Raw genomic sequence first — 25,349 nt, 5'->3', positions numbered from 1 at the left:
CGGCAAGGGTAGCCAAACCCCGGAGCCCGGTGCACATCGCGGTGCACCGGGCGCCGGGGAGTGAGCGAGATTACGGCCGCTCGACGTGGGCACCGAGGTCGGCCAGCTTGGCCTCGAAGTCCTCGTAGCCCCGGTTGATCAGGTCGACGCCGTACACCCGGGAGGTGCCGTCGGCGGCGAGCGCGGCGATCAGGTGGCTGAACCCGGCCCGCAGGTCCGGGATGACCAGGTCGGCCGCGTGCAGCTTGCTCGGGCCGGCGATCACCGCGGAGTGCTTGAAGTTGCGCCGGCCGAAGCGGCACGGGGTGCCGCCGAGGCAGTCCCGGTAGACCTGGATGTTGGCGCCCATCGAGTTGAGCGCCGAGGTGTAGCCGAGGCGCTGCTCGTACACCGTCTCGTGGACGATCGACAGGCCCCGGGCCTGGGTCAGCGCCACGACCAGCGGCTGCTGCCAGTCGGTCATGAAGCCCGGGTGCACGTCGGTCTCCAGGGCGACGGACTTCAGCTCGCCACCCGGGTGCCAGAACCGGATGCCGCCCTCCTGGCCCGGCCGACCGAGCCGCGGCGGCCGGACGTCGGTGACCTCGTACTCGCCGCCGACCGAGCGGAAGATGTTCAGGAAGGTCATCATGTCGGCCTGCTGGGCGCCGAGAACCTCGACGTGGCCGCGGGTGGCCAGCGCCGCCGCCGCCCAGCTCGCCGCCTCGATCCGGTCCGGAATCGGCCGGTGGGTGTAGCCGTGCAGCTTCGGCACGCCCTGGATCTCGATCACCCGGTCGGTGTGCACCTTGATGATCGCGCCCATCTTCTGCAGCACGCAGATCAGGTCGATGATCTCCGGCTCCACGGCGGCGTTGCGCAGCTCGGTCACGCCCTCGGCCATCACGGCGGTGAGCAGCACCTGCTCGGTGGCGCCGACGCTCGGGTACGGCAGGGCGAACTTCGTCCCGTGCAGCCCGTTCGGGGCGGACAGGTGCAGCCCCTCCGGCCGCTTCTCGACCGTCGCACCGAACTCCCGCAGCGCCTGGAGGTGGAAGTCGATCGGCCGCGGCCCGATGTGGCAGCCGCCCAGGTCCGGGATGAAAGCGTGGCCCAGCCGGTGCAGCAGCGGCCCGCAGAACAGGATCGGGATGCGGCTGGAGCCGGCGTGCACGTTGATCTGGTCGGTGCTGGCGCTCTCGACGTTGGCCGGGTCGAAGACCAGCTCCCCGTCCTCGTCGCCGTCGGTCACCTTGACCCCGTGCAGGCCGAGCAGCCCCCGGACGACCTCGACGTCGCGGATCCGCGGCACGTCGAACAACCGGCTGGGGCTGTCGCCCAGCAGGGCGGCGACCATCGCCTTGGACACCAGGTTCTTCGCGCCGCGCACGCGGATCCGCCCTTCCAGCGGGGTGCCTCCGTGTACGACCAGGACGTCGTCGGTCAACGCAACCTCCAGCGCGTCGGTGCTGCCGTGTTGATGGTGATGCGGGCGTTCGCTGCTGGTACCCGCGACGCGGCCGACGGTAAACGCCGACGGTGAACGGAGCCGCGTGTGCCGTCGCCCCGGCAGCATAGCCCTCCGTGGCACGAATGGACTCGGGCACATCGCCCCCCAGGGCGGAAATCGGGGTGCGAGGTGCGTATTCGTCCCAGCCTTGTCGCGCAGGGGCGATCAGGCGACCGGCGGCGGGGTGTCCGCCCCCGGGAGCGCGAGCATCTGGTCCAGGGCCGCCCGGGCGTGCCGGGCGGTGTCCGCGTCCACCGTGATCTGGTTGACCACCCGTCCGGCCACCAGCTCCTCCAGGGCCCAGACCAGGTGCGGCAGGTCGATCCGGTTCATGGTCGAGCAGTAGCAGACGGCCCGGTCCAGGAACATGATCTGCTTGTCCGGGTGGGCCAGCGCCAGCCGCCGGACCAGGTTCAGCTCCGTCCCGACCGCCCAGGCCGAACCGGCCGGCGCGGCCTCGATGGCCCTGATGATGTACTCGGTCGAGCCCACGAGGTCGGCGGCGGTGACCACCTCGTGCCGGCACTCGGGGTGGACCAGCACGTTGACCCCCGGCACCCGCTCCCGTACGTCGTTGACGCTGTCGAGGGTGAACCGGCCGTGCACCGAGCAGTGCCCGCGCCACAGGATCATCTTCGCGTCCCGCAGCTGCTGCGGGGTGAGCCCGCCGTTCGGCTTGTGCGGGTCGTAGAGCACGCAGTCGTCGAGCGAGAGACCCAGCTCCAGCACGGCGGTGTTCCGCCCGAGGTGCTGGTCGGGCAGGAAGAGCACCTTCGACCCCTGCCGGTACGCCCAGTCCAGTGCCCGCCGCGCGTTCGACGAGGTGCAGACCACCCCGCCGCGCCGGCCGACGAAGCCCTTGATGTCCGCCGAGGAGTTCATGTACGTCACCGGGACGACGTCCTGCGCGACGCCCAGCTCGGTCAGCACGTCCCAGGCCGTCTCGACCTGCGACAGCACCGCCATGTCCGCCATCGAGCAGCCGGCGGCCAGGTCGGGCAGGACGACCTTCTGGCTGTCGGAGGTGAGGATGTCGGCGCTCTCGGCCATGAAGTGCACGCCGCAGAAGACGATGTACTCCGCGTCCGGCCGGGCCGCCGCCTCCCGGGCCAGCTTGAACGAGTCGCCGGTCACGTCGGCGAACTGGATCACCTCGTCGCGCTGGTAGTGGTGGCCGAGCACGAAGACCCGGTCGCCGAGGGCGGCCTTCGCCGCCGCGGCCCGGGCCACCAGGTCGGGGTCGCTGGGCGCCGGCAGGTCGCCCGGACACTCCACGCCACGCTCGGTGGCGGGGTCGCTGCCGCGGCCGAGCAGAAGCAGGGCCGTCGCGGTGTTGGAGGGTTCCACCCAGGTCGAAGTCACGTCCAAATGGTCCCACAGCACCGCCGCCGCACGGCATCGGCCGATGTGGCCTGCCGCACTCCCCGGACGCCGGTGTGGCCTGACACACTGCTCGGCATGCGCGTGCTGCTCTGCCCGGACAAGTTCGCCGGTACCCTGCCCGCCCCAGAGGTGGCCGCCGCGGTGGCCGAGGGCTGGCGGGAGGTGGCCGAGGCGGACGAACTGCTCATCCGGCCCCTCGCCGACGGCGGCCCCGGCTTCGTCGCCGTCCTCGCCGACGCGCTGGGCGGTCGCCGGGTGCCGGTGCCGACCGTCGACCCCCTCGGCCGGCCGGCCGAGGGTGAGATCCTGCTCACCGACGACGGCACGGCGTACGTGGAGAGCGCCCAGGCCTGCGGGCTGCACCTGCTCGAGCCGGCCGAACGCGACCCGAAGGCCACCACCTCGTACGGCCTCGGCGCGCTGGTCACCGCCGCCGTGGAGCGCGGCGCCCGCACGGTGGTGATCGGGCTGGGCGGGTCCGGCACCAACGACGCCGGCGCCGGGCTGCTCACCGCGCTCGGTGTCACCCCGCTCGACGGGGCCGGCCTGGCCCTGCCGTACGGCGGGGCGGCGCTGGCCGCCGTCGCCGGGCTGGACGGGGCGCCCCGGCTGCGCGACGCCACCCTGGTCGCCGCCACCGACGTGGACAACCCGCTACTCGGGCTGCACGGCGCCAGCAACGTGTACGGCCCGCAGAAGGGGGCGACCCGGTCCGACGTCCTGCTGCTCGACGCCGCGTTGGAGCGCTTCGCCGCCGTCCTGGAGCGGGACCTGCCCGGCTGCCCGGCCGGCCTCGGCGCGCTGCCCGGCGGGGGAGCGGCCGGCGGCCTCGGCGCCGCGATCCTGGCCCTCGGCGGCCGGTGCGACTCCGGGATCGGCCTGGTCACCCGGGCCATCGGGCTGCCCGCCGCGCTCGACGCCGCCGACCTGGTGATCACCGGCGAGGGCTCCTTCGACCACCAGTCGCTGCGCGGCAAGGTCGTCGCCGGGGTGGCCGGGGCCGCCCGGGACCGGGGAGTGCCGTGCGTCGTGCTGGCGGGGCAGGTGAGCACCGGGCGCCGGGAGGCCGCGGCGGCCGGCGTCACCGACGCGTACAGCCTGGTGGAGCACTTCGGCGGCGAGGAACGCGGCGGGCTGGACGCGGCGCTGAGCCGCCCGGCCGAGGGACTGCGGCAGCTCGGCGCCCGCCTGGCAGGCCAGTGGAGCCGCTGACGGACCGGGTGCAGCCGCTGCGGCGCGGCGGTGGAGGCGCCGGCCGAGGGGCGCAGGTCACGCCGATCCGGTGAGCCGGCCCGGGGCGGCATACAATCGAGGTCGCGACCACATCGGGAATCACCGGGCGACGTACCGCGTTGGCCAGTGAGTCCAGACCCACACGCGCAGGGAGACTTCCACGTGACCACGCCAGCGCAGACCGAGTCGACCGAGGCCAAGGCCCCCAATACCGTCGTCCTCACCGACGTCGCGGCGCAGAAGGTCCAGGCCCTGATCGAGCAGGAGGGCCGCGACGACCTGCGGCTCCGGGTGGCGGTGCAGCCGGGCGGCTGCTCCGGCCTGCGGTACCAGCTGTTCTTCGACGAGCGGTCGCTCGACGGCGACATCGTCACCGACTTCGACGGCGTCGAGGTCGTCGTCGATCGGATGAGCGCCCCTTACCTGACCGGCGCCACCATCGACTTCGCCGACCGGATCGACGCCCAGGGCTTCACGATCGACAACCCGAACGCGGGCAACTCCTGCGCCTGCGGCGACTCGTTCAGCTGAGCCGGCAGCGGCCGGCGGGCCGCGCGGCGGGGCCGCCCCTGTCCTCCAGGGGCGGCCCCGCTGTCCCTTTTTTCATGCGGCCCTACCGTCCGAGATCTTCTCGGCCCGCCGTCCCTGGCCGGGTCGAGCAGCGCGGACGCCTTCCCGGTCGGCCCGCCCGACGTGCGGAGGTGGGCGCCGGGTTGAGCGGACCGTGACGGCCGATCGAACGACACCCCTCCGGCCTTCGTTCCGGCCCGGTAGGCTGACCGGCGCCGTGCTCCCGACCGCGAGGGTAGACATGAAGATCGCCGTGACCGGTTCGATCGCGACCGACCATCTGATGAGCTTCCCCGGCCGGTTCGCCGACCAGCTCATCGCCGACCAGCTCGACAAGGTCTCGCTGTCCTTCCTGGTGGACGACCTGGTACTGCGCCGGGGCGGGGTGGCGGCCAACATCGCCTTCGGGATGGGGCAGCTCGGCCTGCGTCCGGTCCTGCTCGGCGCGGTCGGCGCCGACTTCGCCGACTACCGTTCCTGGCTGGAGCGGCACGGCGTCGACTGCGGCTCGGTGCACGTCAGCGAGGTGGCCCACACCGCCCGCTTCGTCTGCACCACCGACACCGAGATGTGCCAGATCGCCTCCTTCTACGCCGGGGCGATGAGCGAGGCCCGCAACATCGAGCTGGCTCCGGTCGCGCAGCGGCTCGGCGGGCTCGACCTGGTCCTGGTCAGCGCCAACGACCCGGAGGCGATGCTGCGGCACACGGCCGAGTGCCGCGAGCGCGGGTACCCGTTCGTGGCCGACCCGTCCCAGCAGCTCGCCCGCATGTCCGGCGAGGACGTGGCGGCGCTGATCGACGACGCCGAGTACCTGATGACCAACGAGTACGAGAAGTCCCTGCTGCAGAGCAAGGCCGGCCTCACCGACGCGCAGCTGCTGGACCGGGTGAAGATCCGGGTGACCACGCTGGGCAAGGACGGCGCGGAGATCGCCGGCCGGGACTTCGGGACGATCCACGTGCCGGTCGTCCGGGAGGTCCAGGCGGTCGACCCGACCGGTGTCGGGGACGGCTTCCGGGCCGGCTTCTTCGCCGGCCTCTCCTGGGGCCTGGGCCTGGAGCGGGCCGCCCAGGTCGGCTCGCTGCTGGCCGCGTTGGTGCTGGAGACCGTCGGCACGCAGGAGTACGAGGTGCGCCCCGACGTGTTCGTCAAGCGGCTCGCCGAGTCGTACGGCGATGCCGCCGCCGAGGACGTCCGTCCCCACCTGCTCCCGTAGCCCTCGCGACCGCCGACCCCGCCGCCCGCCCTCTCGGCGGGGCGGCGGGTCAATGGGCGCGGCGGACGTCGTACGCCGGGGAGTCCGGGGTGCCGGTGGCCGCCAGGAAGTCCTGGGCGCGCATCCGGCACCAGGCCGGGATGTCGACGGCCGCCGCCGGGTCGTCGGCCAGCACCCGTAGCACCGCGCCGACGGGCAGCTCCGGCAGCCGGCGGGCCATTTTGATCACCGGCAGCGGGCAGCGCTGACCCCGGCAGTCGAGCACCTCGTCGGGCGCGGCGTCACCCGCGCTCACAGCCCCGTCACCCCGGCCTCGGCGCGCAGGTCGGCGACGAGGCCGGGCAGCTCGGCGAGGAACCGCTCCACCTCCGCCTCCGTCGTCTCCCGGTGCAGCGAGATCCGCACGTTGCCGTGCGAGAGCACGCCCATCGCCTCCAGCACATGTGACGGGCGCAGCGTGGACGACGTGCACGAGGAACCGGACGAGACGGCGAAGCCCCGCCGGTCCAGCGCGTGCAGCAGCGCCTCGCCGTCGACGTACAGGCAGGAGAACGTCACCAGGTGGGGGAGCCGGTCGACGGGGTCACCGACGACCTCCACGTCCGGCACCTCCGCCGCCACCCGGGCGCGGATGCGGTCCACCAGCGGCGCCAGCCGCGCCGCCTCCGCCCCCGCCTCGGCCGCCGCCGCGCGCAGGCTCGCCGCCGCGGCCACCACCGCCGGCAGGTTCACCACCCCGGGCGTACGCCCCGACTCCCGCTCGTCGGCCGGCCACGGCGACTCCCAGCGGGTGCCCTTGCGCACCACCAGCAGCCCCACGCCGGGCGGCCCGCCCCACTTGTGCGCGCTGGCGGTCAGCACCGACCAGCCCGCCGGCACCGGCACGCGGCCCACCAGCTGCGCCGCGTCGACGTACAGCGGCACCCCGGCGTCGCGGCACGCGGCGGCCGCCGCCGGCACGGGCTGCACCGTGCCCACCTCGTGGCTGGCGCCGATCAGCGCCGCGAGGGCCACCCCGGGCGCGGCCACGGCCGCCGACCAGGCGTCCAGGTCGAGCCGGCCGAGCCGGTCCACCGGGACGGTGGTCGCCGTCCCGCCGGCGGCGACGTGCCGCTCGCCGGCGTGCAGCACGGCCGAGTGTTCGATCGCGGAGTGCACCAGGACGTCGCCCACCCGCCGTCGCCCGGTCAGGCCGCCGAGCACGGCCGAGTGCGCCGCGCTCGTACCGCTGGGGGTGAAGGACAGCTCGTCGGCGCGGACGCCCAGGGTCTGCGCGGCGGCCTCACGGGCGGCGTCGAGGAGCTGGCGGGCCCGGCGGGCCTGGCGGTACAGCCGGTTCGGGTCGGCCCAGCCGTCGTCGAGGGCGGCCAGCAGCGCCTGCCGGGCGACCGGGTGCAGCGGGGCGGCGGCGGCCGCGTCCAGGTATACCGGGGATGCGCTCACGACTCCGACGCTATCGTGCCGGTACGGCCAAGATCCCCCCGATCGGTGCCGACACCGACCCCAACACGGTCAGCCTGCTCATGGTCGAGTAATCTGCGACCGTCGGTGACGCCTTTGCCGCCGGTGATGAGGGAAACCACCACCGCGGCGCGCTAGGGAGGCAGGACCAGGTGGTCGCAAGGAGTTCGGAGGTACGGCACTCGGCCGTACGGCACAGCGCTTCCCCGGGAGCCGGCGCGCGCCGGCGGCGTGGTGCTGGTCGGCTCGCCGGCCTCGGCCTCGGTGGCGCGGCGCTGCTGGTCCTGCTCACGGGCTGCGACGTCGGCAAGACCTTCGCCGGCTTCGGCTGGCCGCAGGGCGGCATCACGCCGGAGTCCCAGCGGATGTACGACCTGTGGATCGCGTCCTGCATCGCCGCCCTCGCGGTCGGTGTGTTCGTCTGGGGCCTGATCTTCTGGTGCGTGGTGCGCTACCGGAAGCGGGGCAACGAGCTGCCGGTGCAGACGCGGTACAACCTGCCGATGGAGTTCCTCTACACGATCGCCCCGATCCTGGTCGTGTCGGTGCTCTTCTACTACACCGCGGTCGTGCAGACCGACGTGAACAAGACGTCGAAGAACCCGGACGTCACGGTCGAGGTCGTCGCGTTCAAGTGGAACTGGCAGTTCAACTACCGCGACGGCCAGGGCACGGACGCGAACACCGTCGCGTCGGTGCTCGGCACCAGCGAGGTCATCCCGGTGCTGGTGCTGCCGACCGGCCGGTCGATCCGGTTCGAGGAGACCAGCCGCGACGTCATCCACTCGTTCTGGGTGCCGGAGCTGCTGTTCAAGCGCGACGTCATGCCGGGCAACGTCCGCAACGTCTTCGAGGTTTCCAGCCTCGACGCCGAGGGCGCGTACGTCGGCCGGTGCGCCGAGCTGTGCGGCACGTACCACGCGTTCATGAACTTCGAGCTGCGGGTCGTCTCGCCGGAGAAGTACGACCGGTTCCTGGCCGCCAAGCGCGACGGCAAGTCGACGCAGGAGGCGCTGTCGGCGATCGGCGAGGACCCGTACGCCAAGACGACGAAGCCGTTCGACACGCGGCGCGACAAGTCCAACTTCAACCCCGCCACCGCGGGCAGCTGAGGGAGCGGGCATGAAGACCGAGTGGCGCATCTTCCTTGTCATCGCCGGGTTCCTGCTCGGCGCCACCGTCCTCTACGGCGCGTGGACGTACGGCGACTCCGGCCGGGTCGAGTGGGTCGGCACCGTCGCGCTGGCGCTGTCGTTCCTGCTCTGCGCGATGTGCGGCGGCTTCTTCTGGTTCGTCTCCCGCCGGATCGACCTGCGCCCGGAGGACCGGGCGGACGGCGAGATCGCCGACGGCGCGGGCGAGATCGGCTTCTTCAGCCCCGGCAGCTACTGGCCGTTCGGCCTGGCGTTCGCCGCCGCCATCGCGGGCATGGGTCTCGTGTTCTGGCAGTTCTGGCTGCTCGGCGTGGGCCTGGTGGCCGTCGTGTTCGCCGCCTGCGGCCTGCTGTTCGAGTACTACAGCGGCACCCGGCGTACCGCCGAACACTGACCGCGGACGACTCGCGGACGAGCCCGCGCCCCGTCGAGGGGCGCGGGCTCGCGCGTGTTGACGGGCAGCGGCGCGCCGCCCGGACCGTGTCGCCGACCTTGCCGGGCGGCCGGCTGGATGCCGGCTGCGCGACTGTGGAGCTGCCCCGTCCATGCGCCCACCCGGGGCCGGCCGACCCACCCCCGCCCGGCCGGCTGGATGCCGGCTGCATGCCTGTGGAGCTGCCCCGTCCATGCGCCCACCCGGGGCCGGCCGACCCACCCCCGCCCGGCCGGCTGGATGCCGGCTGCATGCCTGTGGAGCTGCCCCGTCCATGCGCCCACCCGGTCGGCCTGATCTCGCCCGCCCAGCCTGCCTTCGCCCACCCGGCGCAGTACATCCCCGGGGTCGCGCCCTCCACGCGGGCCGCCGCCGCGGGGCGCACGATCAGAAGCTTTGCGTCCGCGGGGCGCACGATCAGAAGCTTTGCGTCCGCGGGGCGCACGATCAGAAGCTTTGCGTCCGCGGGGCGCACGATCAGAAGCTTTGCGTCCGCGGGGCGCACGATCAGAAGCTCTGCGTCAGGAGCCGGGGGCGGATGACGCAATTCTCTTGATCGCCGAGCCGGGATCGGGCAGGCGAGAGCGGCGTCGATCGGTTGGGCGCGTGGACGGGGCAACTCCACAGGCGGCCGAACGATGTGTCCGGGCCGCCGGCGGATCCCGGTGGCGGGAACAGGCGGGAACAGGCGGGGAACAGGCGGGGAACAGGTGGAACCAGGCGTTGCAGGACGCGACGAGACGCCGCCGCAGGACTATGGGCGGGTCAGGCGGCGTGCCGGTGGGGGCGGCGACGGGCGCGGGCGGCGACCCGGGCGGCCGGGAAGGTGAACGTGGCGATCAGCACGGCGGCACCGCAGCCCGTGCAGATCAGCTCGGGGCAGTCGACCCCGTGGCCGTCGACGCACGGCGGCGCCTCGAACGGCTGCACGCCCTCGCAGGTGTCGCAGTAGAGCTCGCGGTCCGACACGGGATCCCCTCCGGAAAATGACTCCGGTGTAGTTTGCCACGAGGATCCGACACATCCGCCGGGGCGGCGGGCGTGCTCAGACCGAGCGGGCGATCCCGAGCCAGCGGTCCAGCGCCGCCGCGGCGGCGCCGGAGTCGATCGACTCGGCGGCCCGCTCCATTCCCGAGCGCAGGGCCTCGACGAGATCGCCGTCGAGCGGGCCCTGGGTGGCCAGCGCGGCGGCCGCGTTGACCAGCACCGCGTCCCGGACCGGGCCGGTCTCGCCGGCCAACAGTCGACGGGCCACGCCGGCGTTGTACGCCGCGTCACCGCCCCGCAGGTCGGCCAGCGTGGCCCGGGGCAGCCCGAGGTCCGTCACGTCCAGCACCGCCTCCCTGACGGTGCCCCCCTGGGCCGCCCAGACCCTGGTCGGGGCGGCGGTGGAGAACTCGTCCAGGCCGTCCTCGCCGCGCAGCACCAGCACCGAGTCGCCCCGCTCGGCGAAGACGGCGGCCATCACCGGCGCCATCCGCAGGTCGAAGCAGCCCACCGCGCCCGCGCGGGGTCGGGCCGGGTTGGTCAGCGGGCCGAGGAAGTTGAAGACGGTCGGCACGCCCAGCTCGCGCCGGGTCGGGCCGGTGTGCCGCATGCCCGGGTGGAACCGGGGCGCGAAGCAGAAGCCGATGCCGGCCTCCAGCACGCACCGGGCCACCGCCTCCGGGGCGAGGTCGAGCGGGAGGCCGAGGTATTCCAGCAGGTCCGCCGTGCCGCAGGACGACGAGGCCGCGCGGTTGCCGTGCTTGACCACCCGGACGCCCGCCCCGGCCGCCACCAGCGCGGCCATGGTGGAGATGTTCACCGTGTGGGCGAGGTCGCCGCCGGTGCCGACCACGTCGAGCGAGGACTCGCGCAGCTCCGCCGGCAGGTCGACCTTCGCCCCCCTGCCGAGCATCGTCTCGACCAGGCCAGCCAGCTCGGCCGGGGTCTCGCCCTTGGCCCGCAGCGCGACGGCGAAGCCGGCGATCTGCGCCGGGACCGCCGCGCCGGACATGATCTCGCCCATCGCCCAGGCGGTGTCCGCGGTGGAGAGCTCCTCGCCGCGCAGCAGCGCGGAGAGCAGAAGCGGCCAGGTCCGTTCGCCCATGGCGGGCCTCCCGAGCGGGCGTGGATGTGCGGATGGGGGGGCGACCGGCGACGGCGGCGGTCGTGACGGGCCGGGCGCCGGCGGCGGGAACCGGGCGACGCGCGTTCCCGGGCTCAGGCCGCGGCGTGGGTACGCAGCAGCTCGGCGACGGTGGTGCCGGTGGTCACCGGGTCGAGCGGGTGCACCAGGGTGGCGTCGACCTCGGCGTACGCGGCCAGCCAACGGTCCGCGGCGCGGGCGATCACCAGGCAGGTCGGGGGAGCGTCGGCCCGGTCGTCCTTGATCTGCCGGGCGATGCCGAGGCCGCCGCCGGGGCTCGCCTCGCCGTCCAGCAGCAGCAGGTGGATCTCGTAGTCGTCGACCAGCCGGACGCACTCCGCGTAGGTGGACGCCTCGACGAACTCGATCTCCAGCCCGGGCGCGGGCCGGGTGCCGACGGCCAGCCGCATCCGGTCACGGACCTGCGGGTCGTCGCTGTAGAGCAGGACGGTGCAAAGACGATCGCTCATTACTGGCTGGCTCCCACCTCGTAGCTCGCCCGCTGATCGTACCGGTCGTCGCCGCCGCCCCGCCCGCCGCCCGGCCTGGGCGGCGGATGTGCCCTCCGGGCCTGGTCAGGCCGGGGATTCCGCGGCCCGCGCGCGGGCCTCCTGGCGGTCCAGTTCGCGATCGAGGCGGCGGGCCTCCCGCTCCGACTGGCGCACCCACTGCACCACCAGGACCGCGAGCATCGTCACACTGACGAACTCGCCGCCGGCCCACAGGATGCCGCCGGCGACGACCTGGTCGTTCCACGGGTCGGACCAGCCGAGGCCGAGCGACGGGTACCAGTCGCCGCCGAAGAGCGTGGTGCTCTGCATGACCGTGAGCCCGAGCACGGTGTGGAACGGCACCGACAGCACCATGAGCAGCGCCCGCGCGGGGTACGGCCACCGCCCGGGCAGCGGGTCCAGCCCGAGCAGCGGCCAGAAGAACACGCAGCCGGTCGCGATGAAGTGCGCGTGCATCACCTCGTGCGCCCAGCTGTGCTCGAGCGTGTACCGGTACAGGTCGCTGAAGTACAACGCGAACGGGTTCACCACGAAGACGGCGAACGCCACGAGGGGGAAGGTGTAGATCCGGGCGATCCTGCTGTGCACGATCGCCAGCAGCCGCTTGCGCGGTCGCACGGGCAGGGTGCGCAGGGCGAGGGTGACGGGGGCGCCGAGGGCCAGGAAGATCGGGGCGACCATCGACAGCACCATGTGCTGCACCATGTGCACCGACAACAGCACGGTGTCGTACGCGTGCAGGCCGCTCACCGTGACCGCGGCGATGCCGCCGAGGCCCGGGCCGAGGAAGAACACCGTACGGGCCACCGGCCAGTGGTCCCCGCGCAGGCGCAGCCGGTGTACGCCGTACAGGTAGAGTCCGGCGGCGAGCACCAGCCCGAGGGCGAGCCAGCTGTCCAGGCGGGTCTCGGTGAACACCCGGGCCACGGTGAACGGCGGCGGGAGCGGGTCGCCACCGGCCGCCACCACGGACGGCGCGGCGACCCCCGAGGTGGCGGCGAAGATCGAATCGACGTGCAGCACGCTTTTCAGGCTAGCCAGGCGAACCGGACCTGCCACGATCGGGCCACCGATCCCGCGGCTTTGGCCCCCCGCTGATCGCCGGCCGTGGTCAGGGGCAATAATGACCGCGTGACTGCGGCCCCAGCCATTGACAAGAGCCGGATCCACTCCCTGACCCGACCCAACATGGTCAGCGTCGGGACGATCGTGTGGCTCTCCAGCGAACTCATGTTCTTCGCGGCGCTGTTCGCGATGTACTTCTCCATCCGCGCCGCCGCGCCGGAGCAGTGGGCGAAGCACACCGAGCACCTGAACATCCCGTACGCGACCACCTTCACGGTGATCCTGGTGCTGTCCTCGGTGACCTGCCAGCTCGGCGTGTTCGCGGCGGAGAAGGGTGACGTCCACGCCCTGCGGCGCTGGTTCACGATCACCTTCGTGATGGGTCTGATCTTCGTGCTCGGCCAGCTCAACGAGTACCGCGAGCTGGTGCACGAGGGCATCAAGATCAACGGAGACGGGTACGGGTCGATGTTCTACCTGACCACCGGCTTCCACGGTCTGCACGTGACCGGCGGTCTGGTCGCCTTCATCATCTTCATGATCCGCACGACCATGGGCCGGTTCACCCCCGCCCAGGCCACCTCGGCGATCGTCGTGTCGTACTACTGGCACTTCGTCGACGTGGTGTGGATCGGCCTCTACGCCATGATCTACTGGCTCCAGTGATCTTGGCGGCGTCACGTATCGCGCCGCTGCTTCGTCCCTGAGACAAGTCCCACCCTTAAGGACACAGGTCATGACTTCTGACAACGACCGCCGACGCGGTCTGCTCGCGCGGTTGCGCGGCGGGCGGCCCGCAGCGCGCAGCAGGGGCCGCCGCCGGCTGGGCGCGGCGTTCCGCCTGATCGCCGCGCTCACGCTGGCCGGCGGCGCCTACACCGTCTTCGCCCCCGGCGTCCAGGCGCAGGAAAACCCGCCGCTCACCGGCGCCGCCGCCGAGGGCAAGGCGCTGTTCGACGTGAGCTGCGTGAGCTGCCACGGGCGCAACGCGCAGGGTGTCGAGGGTCGTGGCCCGAGCCTGATCGGGGTCGGCTCGGCCTCGGTCGAGTTCCAGGTGAGCTCCGGTCGGATGCCGATGGCCCGGCAGGAGGCCCAGGCCGCGCGTAAGCCGCCGGTCTTCACCGACGACGAGGTCCGTCAGCTCGGGCAGTACGTCCAGTCGCTCGGCGGCGGCCCGCAGATCCCCGAGGGCGACCTGCGCCACGACGCCAACCTGTCGACCGGCGGCGAGCTGTTCCGGATCAACTGCTCGCAGTGCCACGCCTTCGGCGGTGGCGGCGGCGCCCTGTCCTCCGGCAAGTACGCGCCGAGCCTGCGTCCCGCCAGCGACCGCCAGATCTACGCCGCGATGCTCAGCGGCCCGCAGAACATGCCGGTCTTCGGGGACAACCAGATCACCCCGGAGCAGAAGGCGGACATCATCGCCTACATCCAGGAGACCCTGAAGCACGACCAGGACCAGGGCGGCTTCAACCTCGGTCGGTACGGGCCGTCCACCGAGGGCCTGGCCATCTTCCTGATCGGCATCGTCGCGCTCGTCTTCGCCAGCCTGTGGATTGCGGGCAAGTCGTGACCGAGCGGATCTTTCGGTTCAGCGCTGTGGTGCCGCAGCCCGGCACCGCCCGTAGCGAGGTGACGGCATGAGCACCCAAACTGAGCACCAGGCCCAGCAGGGTCGGGAGCCGCTCGACGTGAACGACCCCCGGCTCAGCCGGTTCGACATCGTGGAGGAGGGCGCGCGCCGGGACGACATCGAGATCGTCCACTACGAGCCGCAGTTCGTCCCCGGCAGCCGGGCCGAGCGCCGCATGGTTCGTACGGTCTCGGCCATGTTCCTGCTCACCGGCCTCGCCGCGACCGCGTTCCTGGTGATCTACATCTGGTGGCCGTGGGAGTACAAGCCGGGCTCCGGCGGCGACAAGCTCTACACCCCGCTGCTCGGCCTCACCCTCGGCGTGGCCCTGCTGGGCATCGGCTTCGGCATCCTGACCTGGGGCAAGAAGCTGCTGCCCAAGGAGGTCTCGATCCAGGACCGGCACGAGGGCGCCTTCTCCCCGGACGACCGCAAGATCACCGGTGAGACCATGCTCTACCTCGCCGACGAGATGGGCGTGAAGCGCCGGCCCCTGCTGGGCGTCTCGCTGGTGGCCGGCCTCCTGCCGGTGGGCGCGGTCGTCGCGGCGCCGCTGGTCGGTGGGCTGATCTCCCAGCCGCACAAGAACAACCAGATGTTCACCACCGGGTTCAACCCGGCCAACAACGGCGGCCGGAAGGTGCGGCTGGTCCGCGAGGACGGCCGGCCGATCCGCCCGGCGGACGTCAGCGCCGGCGGCCAGCTGACCGTCTTCCCGGGCATCGAGCACGGCGTGAGCAACAAGCACGCCGACTCGCCGACGCTGCTGATCCACCTGCGGGAGAACGACGCCCAGACGTCCCGCGAGGCCAACCAGCGGGTCGGCCACGACGGCTACATGTGGGGCAACTACGCCGCGTACTCCAAGGTCTGCACGCACGCGGGCTGCCCGGCGAGCCTGTACGAGCAGCAGACCAACCGTCTGCTCTGCCCGTGCCACCAGTCCCAGTTCCTGATCACCGACAACGCCCGGCCGGTCTTCGGCCCGGCCAGCCGGCGGCTGCCCCAGCTGCCGATCGAGGTGGACGACGAGGGCTTCTTCGTGGCGCGGTCGGACTACACCGAGACCATCGGGCCTGACTTCTGGGAGCGGCCGTGAAGCGTCGTAAGTTGGACATGGCAGCCCTGCCCGGTAAGGCCGCGGTGGGGGTGGAGGAGCGCTTCCAGGTCGCCACCCCGCTGCGTCGGCTGCTGAACAAGGTCTTCCCGGACCACTGGTCCTTCCTGCTCGGCGAGATCGCGCTGTTCTCGTTCGTCGTGCTGCTGCTGACCGGTGTCTTCCTGACCTTCTTCTTCGAACCGTCGATGACCGAGGTGGTCTACAACGGCAGCTACGCCCCGCTGCGGGGCACGCCGATGTCGGCCGCGTACGCCTCCAGCCTGGACCTGTCGTTCGACGTCCGGGGTGGCCTGATCATGCGGCAGATGCACCACTGGGCGGCGCTGCTGTTCATGGCCGCGATCGTCGTGCACATGCTGCGGGTCTTCTTCACCGGCGCGTTCCGCAAGCCGCGGGAGACCAACTGGATCATCGGCTCGCTGCTGTTCTGGGTCGGCTTCCTCGCCGGCTTCACCGGCTACTCGCTGCCGGACGACGGCCTGTCCGGCACGGGCCTGCGGATCGCCTCCGGCATCATGCTGTCGATCCCGGTGATCGGCTCCTGGGTGACCTCGTCGATCTTCGGCGGCGAGTTCCCGGGTGAGATCATCATCAGCCGGTTCTTCATCGCCCACGTGCTGCTCATCCCGGGTCTGCTGGTGGCGCTGATCAGCGCCCACCTCGGCCTGGTCTTCAAGCAGAAGCACACCCAGTGGCCCGGCCCCGGCCGGACCAACGGCAACGTCGTCGGCGAGCGGATGTTCCCGCGGTACGCGCTGAAGCAGGGCGGCTTCTTCATGGTCGTCTTCGGCGTGATCGCGCTGATGGGTGGCCTGTTCCAGATCAACCCGATCTGGTACTTCGGCCCGTACGAGGCGTGGGTGGTCTCGGCCGCCAGCCAGCCCGACTGGTACGTCATGTTCCTCGACGGCTCGACCCGCCTCATGCCGGCCTGGGAGATCAACATCCCGATCGGCGACGGGTACGTCATCCCGCCGCTGTTCTGGCCCACGGTCGTGCTGCCGGGCATCCTGGTCGGCCTCTCCACGATGTACCCGTTCATCGAGGCGCGGCGGCTCAAGGACTACCGCAGCCACAACCTGCTCCAGCGCCCCCGGGACACCCCGGAGCGGACCGCGATCGGCGCGATGGCCGTGGCGTTCTTCATCGTCCTGACGCTCTCGGGCGGCAACGACGTGATCGCCGACAAGTTCCACATCAGCCTGAACGCCATGACCTGGGCGGGCCGGATCGGCCTGCTGATCGCCCCGCCGCTGGCGTACTACGTGACGTACCGGATCTGCCTGGGCCTGCAGCAGCACGACCGCGAGGTGCTGGCCCACGGCGTCGAGACCGGCATCATCCGGCGACTGCCGGACGGCCGGTTCGAGGAGATCCACCAGCCGCTCACCGCGGCCGGCCACGACGGGCACGGCGAGCTGGAGTACGTCGGCTGGGTGGTGCCCAAGAAGATGAACCGGCTCGGCGCCCTCGGGCCGGCGATCCGGGGCTTCTTCTTCCCGATCGAGAAGCCGGCCGAGGCGCCGGTCTCGCCGGGCCACCCGCCGGTCGAGCCCCGACCGGAGCGGGAGGAGATCGGCAGCGGCGAGAGCCGTCGCTGACCTACGCCCGACCGAACGTGGCGCCCGCCGGACCCCCGGCGGGCGCCACGCCCGTTTTCCGCCCCCGGGGCGCTCCGGTGCCGCACGCGGCGCGGCTGCGGATTCGCAGGGTTAATCCTCCTCAGCCGGGTATCCGTGCGGTCCAACGAAAAGGGGGGGGAAAGATGTTGGGTCTCAAACGCCTCGGACTGCTCGCCGCCCTGGTGGTGGTCGGGCTCGCGCCCGCGGCGGCGGCGCAGGCCGCGGCACAGCCGTCGACGCAGGACACCCAGTACCTACAGGCCCTGCACCAGGTGAACCTGTTCGAGATCGCCGCTGGGAACATGGCGCAGCAGAAGGGCCAGAACCAGCAGGTGAAGGACCTGGGTGCCCAGTTCGTCACGGACCACACCCAGCTGGACCAGACGGTGCAGAGCACCGCGCAGCAGTTGGGCGTCCAGCTGCCGGGCTCGCCGACGGCGGACCAGCAGAAGATTCTCGACCGCCTGAACGGTCTCAGCGGCGCCGAGTTCGACAAGCAGTGGGTGACCGACGAGCTGGCCGGCCACGTCCAGGCCGTCCAGGCCACCCAGACCGAGATCTCGCAGGGCAGCGAGCAGTCGGTGGTCCAGCTTGCGCAGAACGCCCTGCCGGTGCTCCAGGCGCACCTCGACGCCCTGACGGCCCTCGCCCAGACCCTGGGCATCCCGGTCCCGCAGACCAGCGCCAGCGGCACGCCGAGCCCGGGTGGCACCGCCACCACCCCGGCTCCGGGCGGCACCAGCGAGTCGCCGGCTCCGGGCACCACCGAGTCGACGGCCCCGGGTACCACGGAGTCCCCGGCCCCGGGCGTCAGCTGACGCCGTACGCCCAGGTAGCCAGCCCACCGTCCGGTGGGCTGGCTGCCGTTTTACCCCGCGGGCGGATCGGCCGGCGGCGGTCAGTCGGCGCTGGCCAGGCCGATCGCGAACGCCTCCTCCAGATCGTGCTGCGAGTACGCGCGGAAGGCGATGTGCGACTCCGTGCTGAGCACGCCGGGCACCTTCGAGATGCTGCCGGCGATGATCTCGGCGATCTGCTCGAACTCCCGGACCCGGACCATGGCGATCAGGTCGATGTGCCCGGCCACCGAGTAGACCTCGCTGACGCCGGGCAGGCTGGCCAGGTTCTCGGCCACCTCCGGGATCGAGTCGGTGGCGCAGTCGATCAGTACGATCGCGGTGATCACTGGTTCGCCCTTCGTCGTGCGTACAGGCGCCGTCGGTGCCGAGGGCACCCTTCGGCGGCGACGCCGCCGTGGCGTTCGCCGACCATGCTAATCGGGTGGGCGGGGGCTGGCCGCGACGGTGAGCCCGCCCGGGGCGCGGATCGTCCCGGACAGCCGCTCCCCGGTGCCCACCTCGGCCCCCGGCCACACCACCGACCGGCTGACCTCGCCCCGGACGCGCGCCCCGGCGCCCACCACCGCCCGGTCGCAGCGACCGGTGACCGTCGCGGTCGGGTCCACCAGGTTGCCGTCCCCGGCGGCGTGCAGGTTCGCCGCCAGGTAGTCGGCGGGCGTGCCGGTGTCGTAGAACGTTCCGCCGTACGGCACGACGGTCAGCGCGCCCGCCGCCTCGGCGGGCCGCCAGACGGCCCGGACCAGCTCCTCCGGCTCGACCGGCAGCTCCCGGACCAGCCGCCAGGGCAGTAGGGAGAAGCCGGCGAACCGGTGGCCGGCGAAGGTGCCGGGCGCGGCCGGGTCGTCGGCGGGCCGGCCGAGCAGCCGTACGCTCTCGCCGTCCCAGCCGGCCAGCAGCGCGGCGATGTCCGGGCCGGGCTCGGCGGCCGGGTCGGCCAGGTAGGCGTCGGCGTTGCCGACGAGGACGCCCCGGCCGGCGATCCAGTCCCGCAGGTTCGCCACGCCCCCGGCGGTGCCGAGCGGGGAGTCGGGCTCCACCGAGAGGTGCGCCCGGCCGCCGACGTGCGCGACCACCTGCTCGCCCAGGTAGCAGGCGTTCACGGCGACGCGGGCCGGGCCGGTGAGGCCGAGCCCGGCCAGCCGGGCCAGCGCCCGGTCGAGCAGCGGCACGTTGCCGACCGGGCACAGCGCCTTGGGCACCCGCTCGGTGAGCGGCCGCAGCCGCGTTCCCTCCCCGGCGGCGAGCACGACGGCGCAGACCTCCGGCCCGAGGCTCGGGGCCGCGTCGCTGGCCGGGCCGGGTGCGCCTGCCGGGTCGGGTGCGCCTGCCGGGTCGGGTGCGCCTGCCGGGTCGGGTGCGCGGGCGGACCGGGCCGGGACGGTCACGACCGCGCGCCGGCCGGCGGCGGCACCTCGCCGGCGCGCGGCCCGATGCCGTAGTACCCGAGCAGGTTCGCGGTCGCCCGGCTCAGCCGGGGCAGGTCGTCCAGCGGGTGCCAGGCCGCCTCGAAGACCTCCGCGCCGTCGACCTTCAGCTCGGTGGTCGACCCGGGCACCTCGGCCTCGAAGACCACGTCCACCCAGCCCTTCGGGTGCACGACGGCGTTCGGCACGGCCGGGCGCAGCCGCTCGGGGGCGAGCCGGACGCCGCTCTCCTCGAACAGCTCCCGGGCCGCGCCCACCACCGGGGCCTCGCCGCGTTGCAGCAGCCCGGCCGGGAGCGTCCAGCTGTGCCCGGGCGGCTGGCGCAGCAGGAGCAGGCGGCCGGGGGCGGCGGCCTCGGCGTCGCGGACCAGGGTGACCGCGCCCACGATGTACTTCGGCACGGCGAGCCGGACCAACCGGCGCCGCAGCGGCACGGGCAGCCGGTAGAAGAGCTGGTACGCGAAGGCCCGTCCGGTGGCGCGCGAGCGGGGGATCATGCGTCCAGGTTAGTGCTCGCCGCCGGTCGACCGACGGCCCGGGAGAGGAACGCTCAATGCCGGTGGTCGACCAGGTCGATGAGCTGGCGTACCACGGCGTCCGGCTCCAGGGCCCGGTCGAACACCGCCACCAGCATGGTCTCCAGGTCGGGGTAGCCCAGCTCCTCGGACAGCCGCAGCAGCGGCATGTCGCTGGCCAGCCCCCGGTTGTGCTTGCGCAACGCCAGCCCGATGGTGGCCCGGCCGAGGCGGACCTTGTCGGTGATCGAGATGCCGGGCTCGGTGTGCTCGGCGAACCACCGGCTGATCTGCATCTGCGCGTGCGGGCTCTTGACGAAGCCCAGCCACTCCCGGCGGGGCCCGCGCGGGGCGACGTCGGCCTCGAAGCCGCTCTCCGCGTCCGACTCGGTGAAGATCTCCACCACGTCGCCCTCCTCCAGTTCCGAGGAGAGCGGGGCGAGCCGGCCGTTGATCCGGGCCGCCAGGCAGTGGTCGCCCCGTTCGGGGCCCAGCTCGTACGCCACGTCGACCGGGGTCGCCCCGGCCGGGAGCACGACCTGCCGCCCCTCGGCGACCACCTGGATCTGGGCCTCGGCGAGGTCGCAGCGCAGCGACTGGAGGAACTGGGCCGGGTCCGGGGCTTCCTGCTCCCAGTCGAGGACCCGGCGCAGCCAGGCGAGTTGTTCCGCCTGGGCGTCGGCGGCCGCGCCGGCGGGACGGGGGAAGCGGAAGTCCGCGGCGATGCCGTACTCGGCGGAGCGGTGCATCTCCACGGTGCGGATCAGCACCTCGACCGTCCGGTCCTTCGGCCCCACGACGGTGGTGTGCAGGGACCGGTACAGGTTGTTCTTCGGGGAGGCGATGAAGTCCTTGAACCGGCCCGGCACCGGCCGCCAGAGCCCGTGCACCGCGCCGAGGGCGGCGTAGCAGTCGGTGGCGGGGCCGTCCACCACGATCACGATCCGGGGCAGGTCGTACGGGGCGCTGTGGCCGCCGGCCACGGTGTCCTTCCAGATCGAGTAGAGGTGGCGGGGGCGGGGGGCGACCTGGGCGTCGACCCGGTTGCGGCGCAGCGCCACCTTCGCGTGCGCGACGACCTCGGCGAGGTACGCGTCCCAGCCGGGCCGGTCGTGCACGTGCCGGGCGATGCGCGCGTGCTCCTCGGGCTCCAGGTGCAGCAGCACCACGTCGTCCAGCTCGCGCTTGAGGGCCTGGATGCCCAGCCGGTCGCAGAGCGGGACGAGCACCTCCTGCGTCTTGCGGGCGATCCGCTCCCGCGACGCGGCCGAGCGGACGCCGAGGGTGCGCATGTTGTGCAGCCGGTCGGCCAGCTTGATGATCAGCACCCGGACGTCCTTGCCGGCCGCCACGATCATCTTGCGGGTCGTCTCCGCCTCCGCGGCCTTGCCGTAGAACGCCTTGTCGAACTTGGTCACCCCGTCGACCAGGTGGGCCACCTCGCCGCCGAAGTCCTCCGCGAGGGCCTGCAGGGTGTAGCGGGTGTCCTCCACCGTGTCGTGCAGCAGCGCGGCCACCAGGGTGGTGGCGTCCATGCCCAGCTCGGCGCAGATCTGGGCGACCGCGAGCGGGTGGGTGATGTACGGCTCGCCGCTCTTGCGGAACTGCCCGCGGTGCATGTTCTCCGCGATCGTGTACGCCCGGCGCAGCACCGACGGGTCCGTGCCGGCATGGATGGCCCGGTGGGTGCGGACCAGGTGGGTGACCGGGTCGCCCTCGGCGCTCGGCCAGCTCAGCAGCGACCGCAGCCGCCGGGCCAGGGGCAGCTCACCCGGCTGGGTCGGAAGCGCGCCCCCCAGGGCGGCGCCGCGTCCGGCGTCGACGTCCACGAGGGACACCTCCTCACCCCGGCCCCGCGGTCGCCGGGCGAGGGCGACCGGGAGCAGGCCCACGAAACGGGCGGGACTGCACTTCCTTAACAGCCTAAGGGAGTCGACGTAGTCCGATCGGTCACTTGGTCATGGGCGTTCGGTCGAGAGTTGGTGGGCCGATGCGGACTCCGCCTTGATCAGCAGGTCCCGGAAGCGGCCCGCGCCGGTGATCGGGGAGGACCAACCGGAGGACATCTCCAGCAGTCGGGTCTCGGGTCGGTCCAGCCAGGACAGGATTCGCTCGGACTCCTCGGCGGACGCCCGGGGCACCGGGCCGTGTCCCGGCGGGACCGTCTCGGCGGTCGCCCGGACCGCCTCCAGGGTCCGTCGGGGATGGACGCCGGACGGCGAGACCCCGGCGCCGGCCAGCCGGCCGTGCCGCACCAGCGCCAACTCCCACCCGCCCCCGGCGGCCGGCCGGACGGCGGCCAGCTCGGCGATGCGGGTGAGCCCCGCCAGCCGCTGCATCCGTACCGTCGCCCGCAGCACCGCCGCGAGCCGGGACCGCACCACGGCCGCCTCCTCGTACCGCTGGTCGCGGGCCAGCACCTCGATCCGGGTCAGCAGCGCGTCCACCACCACCTGGGGGTCGCTGGCCGTGGCGGTGCGGAACGGCGCGGCCGCGCGCCGGTCGTACTCCTCCGGGGTGATCCGGTGCTCGCACGGCGCGGGGCAGCGACCCAGCTCGGCCAGCGCGCAGGCCGGGGTGACCGCGCGCAGCGACAGGCGGTGCGTGCACTGGCGCAGCGGGACGGCGTCGTGGAAGGCCGCCGCGGCCAGCTCGGCCGCCCGCCGCGAGCCGAACGGCCCCAGGTACGCCTCGTCGCCGGGGGAGAGGGAGCGGACCACCGACAGCCGGGGGTAGGGCCCCTCGGTGAGCTTGAGCCACACCATCCGCTCGGGGAACTTCGACCGCCGGTTGTACGGCGGGGCGTGCGCCGCGATCAGCCGCAGCTCGCGCACCTCGGCCTCCAGCGAGTGGGCGCACTCGACCGCCTCCACCCGCTCCGCGGCGGCCAGCATCTCGGAGATCCGCGCCCGCTTCTCTGAGGCCGTGAAGTAGCTGCGTACCCGGGTGGCGATGTCGCCGGACGTGCCGACGTAGAGCGGCCGGTCGTCGGCGGCCCGGAAGATGTAGACCCCCGGGATCCTCGGCAGCCCGTCGGCGAGGTGCCGCTTGCGCCGCTGGGTCGGGGTGACCGCCCGCGCGAACTCGATCGCCTCGCCGATCGTGTCGACCCGGTGCCCGCCGAGGCGGCCGATCAGCCCGTGCAGCACGTCGACGGTGGCCCGGGCGTCGTCCAGCGCCCGGTGGGTCGGCTGGGTGGCCGTGCGGAAGTACGCCGCGAGGGTGCCGAGCTTGCGGTTGGGCACCTCGTCGCGGGTGAGCACCCGGCGGGCCAACGCGGCGGTGTCCAGCACCCGGGGGTTGGGCCACCGGTAGCCGTGCCTGGCGCAGGCCGCCTTGAGGAAGCCCACGTCGTACGGCGCGTTGTGGGCGACCAGCACGGCGTCGGAGACGAACTCCAGGAAGCTGGGCAGCACCTGCTCGATCGGCGGCGCGGGAACCAGCATGGCCTGGGTGATCCCGGTCAGCACGGTGATGAACGGCGGAATCGGCACGCCCGGGTTGACCAGGGTCGCGAGCACGCCCAGCTCCTCGCCGCCGCGCACCTTCACCGCGCCGATCTCGGTGATCCCGCCGCCGTCCGGGGCGCCGCCCGTGGTCTCCAGGTCGACCACCACGAACGTCGTCGCGTACAGCGGCAGCGCCGGGTCCAGCCCGTCGCCCGTCGCCGGGTCCAGCCCGGCGAGCGCCTGCTGCACGTACTCCGCTCCGCCCACGCGCGGCACGGTAGCCCCCGGGTCCGACACTTGCGTCCCACCGGTCCCGCTGGCCCCCACGGGAGTAGGATGAGAGATCGGCTCACTCACCGGGCGGTGGGCCCGGTCGCGGTGGGAGACTTGCCACATGCCCCTCACCGAGCCGTACGACGACAACCTCCCGCAGGAGGAGTCGGTCGACGCCGTGCACCACACCGGTGGAGAGGCACCCGAGCCGGAGCCGACACTGCCGGAGCCGGTGCGCCAGCGCATCGTCGCCCTCACCGCCGCCATGCTGCCCGGCCTGCCCGCCGACGAGATCCCGGTGCCGCTGCGCCGGGTGGCCAAGTTCGCCCCCAACCGGCGGGCCCGGCTCGGCGCCCCGGCCATCGCCGCCCAGCTCACCGCCGACCCGCTGTTCCGGCAGCGGATCACCGCCCGGGTGCTCGCCGACGCCGGTGACCTCGGCGCGGCGGTGGTGGAGGGCACCGCGCCGGCGGCCGCCGACCCCGTCGAGGTGGCCGCCCTGGCCTACCTGGCCCGGCCGCCCGGCTGGCGGGAGCTGATCGAGGCCAGCGGCGCCGCCGTGCGCGCCGAGGCGGACAAGGCCCTGGTCGACGAGCTGATCCGCGAGGCCGAGCAGCGGGCCACCCGCGCCGAGCACGACCGGGCGGTGGCCCGGGTGGAGGCCGAGAAGCTCCGCGACGAGCTGGCCCGGGTCCGCGAGGAGCTCGGCCAGCTCCGCGAGGAGTCCCGCCAGCTCGCCCGTACGCTGCGCGAGACGCAGGCCCGGGAGCGCAAGGCAACCGAGATGCTGGCCACCGAGCGGGGCCGGGCCGCCCGCGCGGCGGCCGACGCGGACGCGGAGCTGCGCCGGGCGCGGGCCCGCTTGGCCGAGGCGGAGGCGGCGGCCGGAGTGGCCCGGGCCAGTGCCAAGGAGGCCCGTTCCGTCGACGACGCCCGGCTCTGGCTGCTGCTGGAGACGATCGGGCAGGCCGCCGTCGGGCTGCGCCGCGAGCTGGCGCTGGACCCGGTCGACCGGCTCCCCGCCGACTTCGTGGCCGACGCGTTCGCCGACGCGTCGGCGGCCACCCCGGCCGGCGCCGCGGCGCGCGCCCGGGACACCGACGACCCGGCGCGGCTCGACCAGCTCCTGGCGCTGCCCAAGGCGCACCTGGTCGTCGACGGGTACAACGTCACCAAGCGCGGCTTCGGCGAGATGTCACTGGAGCAGCAGCGCAAGCGCCTGATCAGCGGGCTGGGCGGGATCGCGGCGCAGACCGGCGACGAGGTCACGGTGGTCTTCGACGGGGCCGAGCGGATGCACGGGCTGCCGCCGTCCCCGCGCGGCGTGCGGGTGCTGTTCTCCCGCAAGGGGGAGACCGCCGACGAGCTGATCCGCCGGCTGGTCCGGGCCGAGCCGCCCGGCCGGCCGGTGGTGGTGGTCTCCTCCGACCGCGAGGTCGCCGACGGGGTACGCCGGCACGGCGCGTACCCGCTCGGCGCCGACTCGCTGCTGCGCCGGCTCGCCCGCTCCTGATCCCTAGGGCACGCGGGCCGGACGGGGTGCGGTCACCTCTCCGCGCCCCCTGTGGAGCTGCCCCGTTCGTGCTACCGCCTCCGGGGCCGGAGGGCGGGCCAACCGCCCGCCCGCAGCCGCGCCGCTGCCGGCGTGAGTGCCGCGGGGACGGGCGTGCCCCGTTCGTGCGGGCAGCTCCACAGGGACGCCGGGTGTGCCCCGTTCGTGCGGGCAGCTCCACAGGGACGCCGGGTGTGCCCCGTTCGTGCGGGCAGCTCCACAGGGACGCCGGGTGTGCCCCGTTCGTGCGG

General features: G+C 73.3%; 24 protein-coding genes. 11 read left to right on the top strand and 13 right to left on the bottom strand.

From position 1 onward, the window contains the following. Positions 1-70 precede the first annotated feature (70 nt). Together murA and nadA are read right to left on the bottom strand one after the other, a co-directional pair. Complete coding sequence (murA, locus tag ACGFIZ_RS16070) at positions 71-1,426, bottom strand: UDP-N-acetylglucosamine 1-carboxyvinyltransferase (protein ID WP_393419867.1); 1,356 nt, start codon at positions 1,424-1,426, stop codon at positions 71-73. A 228-nt stretch (positions 1,427-1,654) separates the two neighbouring features. Further along, on the bottom strand, positions 1,655-2,851 hold the full coding sequence (nadA, locus tag ACGFIZ_RS16065; RefSeq protein ID WP_393419865.1) for a quinolinate synthase NadA: 1,197 nt from the start codon (positions 2,849-2,851) through the stop codon (positions 1,655-1,657). Positions 2,852-2,947: 96 nt separating this feature from the next. On the opposite strand from nadA, the gene ACGFIZ_RS16060 reads away from it, so the two are divergent. From ACGFIZ_RS16060 to ACGFIZ_RS16050, 3 genes are all read left to right on the top strand, one after another. Next, complete coding sequence (locus tag ACGFIZ_RS16060) at positions 2,948-4,084, top strand: glycerate kinase (protein ID WP_393419863.1); 1,137 nt, start codon at positions 2,948-2,950, stop codon at positions 4,082-4,084. A gap of 183 nt (positions 4,085-4,267) precedes the next feature. Next, positions 4,268-4,636 carry an iron-sulfur cluster insertion protein ErpA gene (gene erpA, locus ACGFIZ_RS16055; RefSeq protein WP_393419861.1) on the top strand — a complete coding sequence of 123 codons (369 nt, stop codon included), beginning with the start codon at positions 4,268-4,270 and terminating at the stop codon, positions 4,634-4,636. A gap of 280 nt (positions 4,637-4,916) precedes the next feature. Then, positions 4,917-5,894 carry a carbohydrate kinase family protein gene (locus ACGFIZ_RS16050; protein ID WP_393419859.1) on the top strand — a complete coding sequence of 326 codons (978 nt, stop codon included), beginning with the start codon at positions 4,917-4,919 and terminating at the stop codon, positions 5,892-5,894. Positions 5,895-5,943: 49 nt separating this feature from the next. On the opposite strand, the gene ACGFIZ_RS16045 is transcribed toward ACGFIZ_RS16050, so the two are convergent. Both ACGFIZ_RS16045 and ACGFIZ_RS16040 read right to left on the bottom strand, forming a co-directional pair. Next, complete coding sequence (locus ACGFIZ_RS16045) at positions 5,944-6,189, bottom strand: sulfurtransferase TusA family protein (RefSeq protein ID WP_393419857.1); 246 nt, start codon at positions 6,187-6,189, stop codon at positions 5,944-5,946. Beyond that, positions 6,186-7,337, bottom strand: a complete 1,152-nt coding sequence (locus tag ACGFIZ_RS16040; protein WP_393419855.1) for a cysteine desulfurase family protein — start codon at positions 7,335-7,337, stop codon at positions 6,186-6,188. Before ACGFIZ_RS16040 ends, ACGFIZ_RS16045 begins: the two co-directional genes overlap by 4 nt. 170 nt (positions 7,338-7,507) lie before the next feature. Here ACGFIZ_RS16040 and coxB point away from each other — a divergent pair, with 170 nt between their 5' ends. Beyond that, positions 7,508-8,467 carry a cytochrome c oxidase subunit II gene (gene coxB, locus ACGFIZ_RS16035; RefSeq protein WP_393419853.1) on the top strand — a complete coding sequence of 320 codons (960 nt, stop codon included), beginning with the start codon at positions 7,508-7,510 and terminating at the stop codon, positions 8,465-8,467. 10 nt (positions 8,468-8,477) lie between these two features. Next, positions 8,478-8,903, top strand: coding sequence for a cytochrome c oxidase subunit 4 (locus ACGFIZ_RS16030; RefSeq protein WP_393419851.1), 426 nt, complete (start codon positions 8,478-8,480; stop codon positions 8,901-8,903). 804 nt (positions 8,904-9,707) lie between these two features. Here ACGFIZ_RS16030 and ACGFIZ_RS16025 read toward each other — a convergent pair. The 4 genes from ACGFIZ_RS16025 to ACGFIZ_RS16010 all read right to left on the bottom strand — a co-directional run bounded on the left by ACGFIZ_RS16025 (position 9,708) and on the right by ACGFIZ_RS16010 (position 12,608). Continuing rightward, positions 9,708-9,911 carry a hypothetical protein gene (locus ACGFIZ_RS16025; RefSeq protein WP_393419849.1) on the bottom strand — a complete coding sequence of 68 codons (204 nt, stop codon included), beginning with the start codon at positions 9,909-9,911 and terminating at the stop codon, positions 9,708-9,710. Between the two features lie 76 nt (positions 9,912-9,987). Continuing rightward, positions 9,988-11,034, bottom strand: a complete 1,047-nt coding sequence (gene trpD, locus ACGFIZ_RS16020; protein WP_393419847.1) for an anthranilate phosphoribosyltransferase — start codon at positions 11,032-11,034, stop codon at positions 9,988-9,990. 113 nt (positions 11,035-11,147) lie between these two features. Continuing rightward, the gene (locus ACGFIZ_RS16015) at positions 11,148-11,543 is read right to left on the bottom strand and encodes a hypothetical protein (RefSeq protein ID WP_347666175.1); all 396 of its coding nucleotides are present in this window, start codon (positions 11,541-11,543) and stop codon (positions 11,148-11,150) included. 105 nt (positions 11,544-11,648) lie between these two features. After that, positions 11,649-12,608: a cytochrome c oxidase assembly protein gene (locus ACGFIZ_RS16010; RefSeq protein ID WP_393419845.1), complete on the bottom strand. Its 960-nt coding sequence runs from the start codon at positions 12,606-12,608 to the stop codon at positions 11,649-11,651. 108 nt (positions 12,609-12,716) lie between these two features. Here ACGFIZ_RS16010 and ACGFIZ_RS16005 point away from each other — a divergent pair, with 108 nt between their 5' ends. The 5 genes from ACGFIZ_RS16005 to ACGFIZ_RS15985 all read left to right on the top strand — a co-directional run bounded on the left by ACGFIZ_RS16005 (position 12,717) and on the right by ACGFIZ_RS15985 (position 17,843). Next, positions 12,717-13,316: a heme-copper oxidase subunit III gene (locus tag ACGFIZ_RS16005; protein ID WP_347666177.1), complete on the top strand. Its 600-nt coding sequence runs from the start codon at positions 12,717-12,719 to the stop codon at positions 13,314-13,316. Between the two features lie 70 nt (positions 13,317-13,386). Next, the gene (locus ACGFIZ_RS16000) at positions 13,387-14,223 is read left to right on the top strand and encodes a cytochrome c (protein WP_393419842.1); all 837 of its coding nucleotides are present in this window, start codon (positions 13,387-13,389) and stop codon (positions 14,221-14,223) included. Between the two features lie 67 nt (positions 14,224-14,290). Further along, entirely contained in the window at positions 14,291-15,382 is a 1,092-nt protein-coding gene (locus ACGFIZ_RS15995; protein WP_393419840.1) for a ubiquinol-cytochrome c reductase iron-sulfur subunit, read from the top strand. After that, positions 15,379-17,004: a cytochrome bc complex cytochrome b subunit gene (locus ACGFIZ_RS15990; RefSeq protein ID WP_393419838.1), complete on the top strand. Its 1,626-nt coding sequence runs from the start codon at positions 15,379-15,381 to the stop codon at positions 17,002-17,004. The genes ACGFIZ_RS15995 and ACGFIZ_RS15990 overlap by 4 nt, the downstream gene beginning before the upstream one ends. A 164-nt stretch (positions 17,005-17,168) precedes the next feature. Continuing rightward, positions 17,169-17,843 (top strand): DUF4142 domain-containing protein, encoded by a 675-nt coding sequence (locus tag ACGFIZ_RS15985; protein WP_393419836.1) that lies wholly within the window; start codon positions 17,169-17,171, stop codon positions 17,841-17,843. A gap of 80 nt (positions 17,844-17,923) precedes the next feature. Here ACGFIZ_RS15985 and ACGFIZ_RS15980 read toward each other — a convergent pair whose 3' ends face one another. The 5 genes from ACGFIZ_RS15980 to ACGFIZ_RS15960 all read right to left on the bottom strand — a co-directional run bounded on the left by ACGFIZ_RS15980 (position 17,924) and on the right by ACGFIZ_RS15960 (position 23,540). Then, the gene (locus tag ACGFIZ_RS15980) at positions 17,924-18,211 is read right to left on the bottom strand and encodes an Lrp/AsnC family transcriptional regulator (RefSeq protein WP_393419834.1); all 288 of its coding nucleotides are present in this window, start codon (positions 18,209-18,211) and stop codon (positions 17,924-17,926) included. 87 nt (positions 18,212-18,298) lie between these two features. After that, entirely contained in the window at positions 18,299-19,132 is an 834-nt protein-coding gene (locus tag ACGFIZ_RS15975; protein WP_393419991.1) for a sugar phosphate nucleotidyltransferase, read from the bottom strand. Between the two features lie 134 nt (positions 19,133-19,266). Continuing rightward, entirely contained in the window at positions 19,267-19,806 is a 540-nt protein-coding gene (locus ACGFIZ_RS15970) for an NUDIX hydrolase (RefSeq protein WP_393419832.1), read from the bottom strand. 53 nt (positions 19,807-19,859) lie between these two features. Beyond that, the gene (locus tag ACGFIZ_RS15965; protein WP_393419989.1) at positions 19,860-21,653 is read right to left on the bottom strand and encodes a RelA/SpoT family protein; all 1,794 of its coding nucleotides are present in this window, start codon (positions 21,651-21,653) and stop codon (positions 19,860-19,862) included. Positions 21,654-21,782: 129 nt separating this feature from the next. Then, the gene (locus tag ACGFIZ_RS15960) at positions 21,783-23,540 is read right to left on the bottom strand and encodes a DEDD exonuclease domain-containing protein (RefSeq protein ID WP_393419830.1); all 1,758 of its coding nucleotides are present in this window, start codon (positions 23,538-23,540) and stop codon (positions 21,783-21,785) included. Between the two features lie 127 nt (positions 23,541-23,667). Between ACGFIZ_RS15960 and ACGFIZ_RS15955 the strand changes: the two genes are divergently transcribed. Next, on the top strand, positions 23,668-25,059 hold the full coding sequence (locus ACGFIZ_RS15955; protein ID WP_393419829.1) for an NYN domain-containing protein: 1,392 nt from the start codon (positions 23,668-23,670) through the stop codon (positions 25,057-25,059). The last annotated feature ends 290 nt before the right edge of the window (positions 25,060-25,349 follow it).

This window comes from Micromonospora sp. NPDC048830 (genome assembly GCF_043198215.1).
GTDB lineage: Bacteria > Actinomycetota > Actinomycetes > Mycobacteriales > Micromonosporaceae > Micromonospora.
Note: the sequence above shows the minus strand (reverse complement) of the source record. Positions and strands in the feature narration are given on the sequence as shown.

Bases quoted from the DNA above. Each gene is read 5' to 3' on its own strand.
- ACGFIZ_RS16060 (WP_393419863.1), top strand. From the start codon at position 2,948: ATGCGCGTGCTGCTCTGCCCGGACAAGTTCGCCGGTACCCTGCCCGCC.
- trpD (WP_393419847.1), bottom strand. From the start codon at position 11,034: ATGGGCGAACGGACCTGGCCGCTTCTGCTCTCCGCGCTGCTGCGCGGC.
- ACGFIZ_RS15970 (WP_393419832.1), bottom strand. From the start codon at position 19,806: ATGATCCCCCGCTCGCGCGCCACCGGACGGGCCTTCGCGTACCAGCTC.
- ACGFIZ_RS16030 (WP_393419851.1), top strand. From the start codon at position 8,478: ATGAAGACCGAGTGGCGCATCTTCCTTGTCATCGCCGGGTTCCTGCTC.
- ACGFIZ_RS16050 (WP_393419859.1), top strand. From the start codon at position 4,917: ATGAAGATCGCCGTGACCGGTTCGATCGCGACCGACCATCTGATGAGC.
- ACGFIZ_RS16000 (WP_393419842.1), top strand. From the start codon at position 13,387: ATGACTTCTGACAACGACCGCCGACGCGGTCTGCTCGCGCGGTTGCGC.
- ACGFIZ_RS15995 (WP_393419840.1), top strand. From the start codon at position 14,291: ATGAGCACCCAAACTGAGCACCAGGCCCAGCAGGGTCGGGAGCCGCTC.
- ACGFIZ_RS15955 (WP_393419829.1), top strand. From the start codon at position 23,668: ATGCCCCTCACCGAGCCGTACGACGACAACCTCCCGCAGGAGGAGTCG.
- ACGFIZ_RS16015 (WP_347666175.1), bottom strand. From the start codon at position 11,543: ATGAGCGATCGTCTTTGCACCGTCCTGCTCTACAGCGACGACCCGCAG.
- ACGFIZ_RS15985 (WP_393419836.1), top strand. From the start codon at position 17,169: ATGTTGGGTCTCAAACGCCTCGGACTGCTCGCCGCCCTGGTGGTGGTC.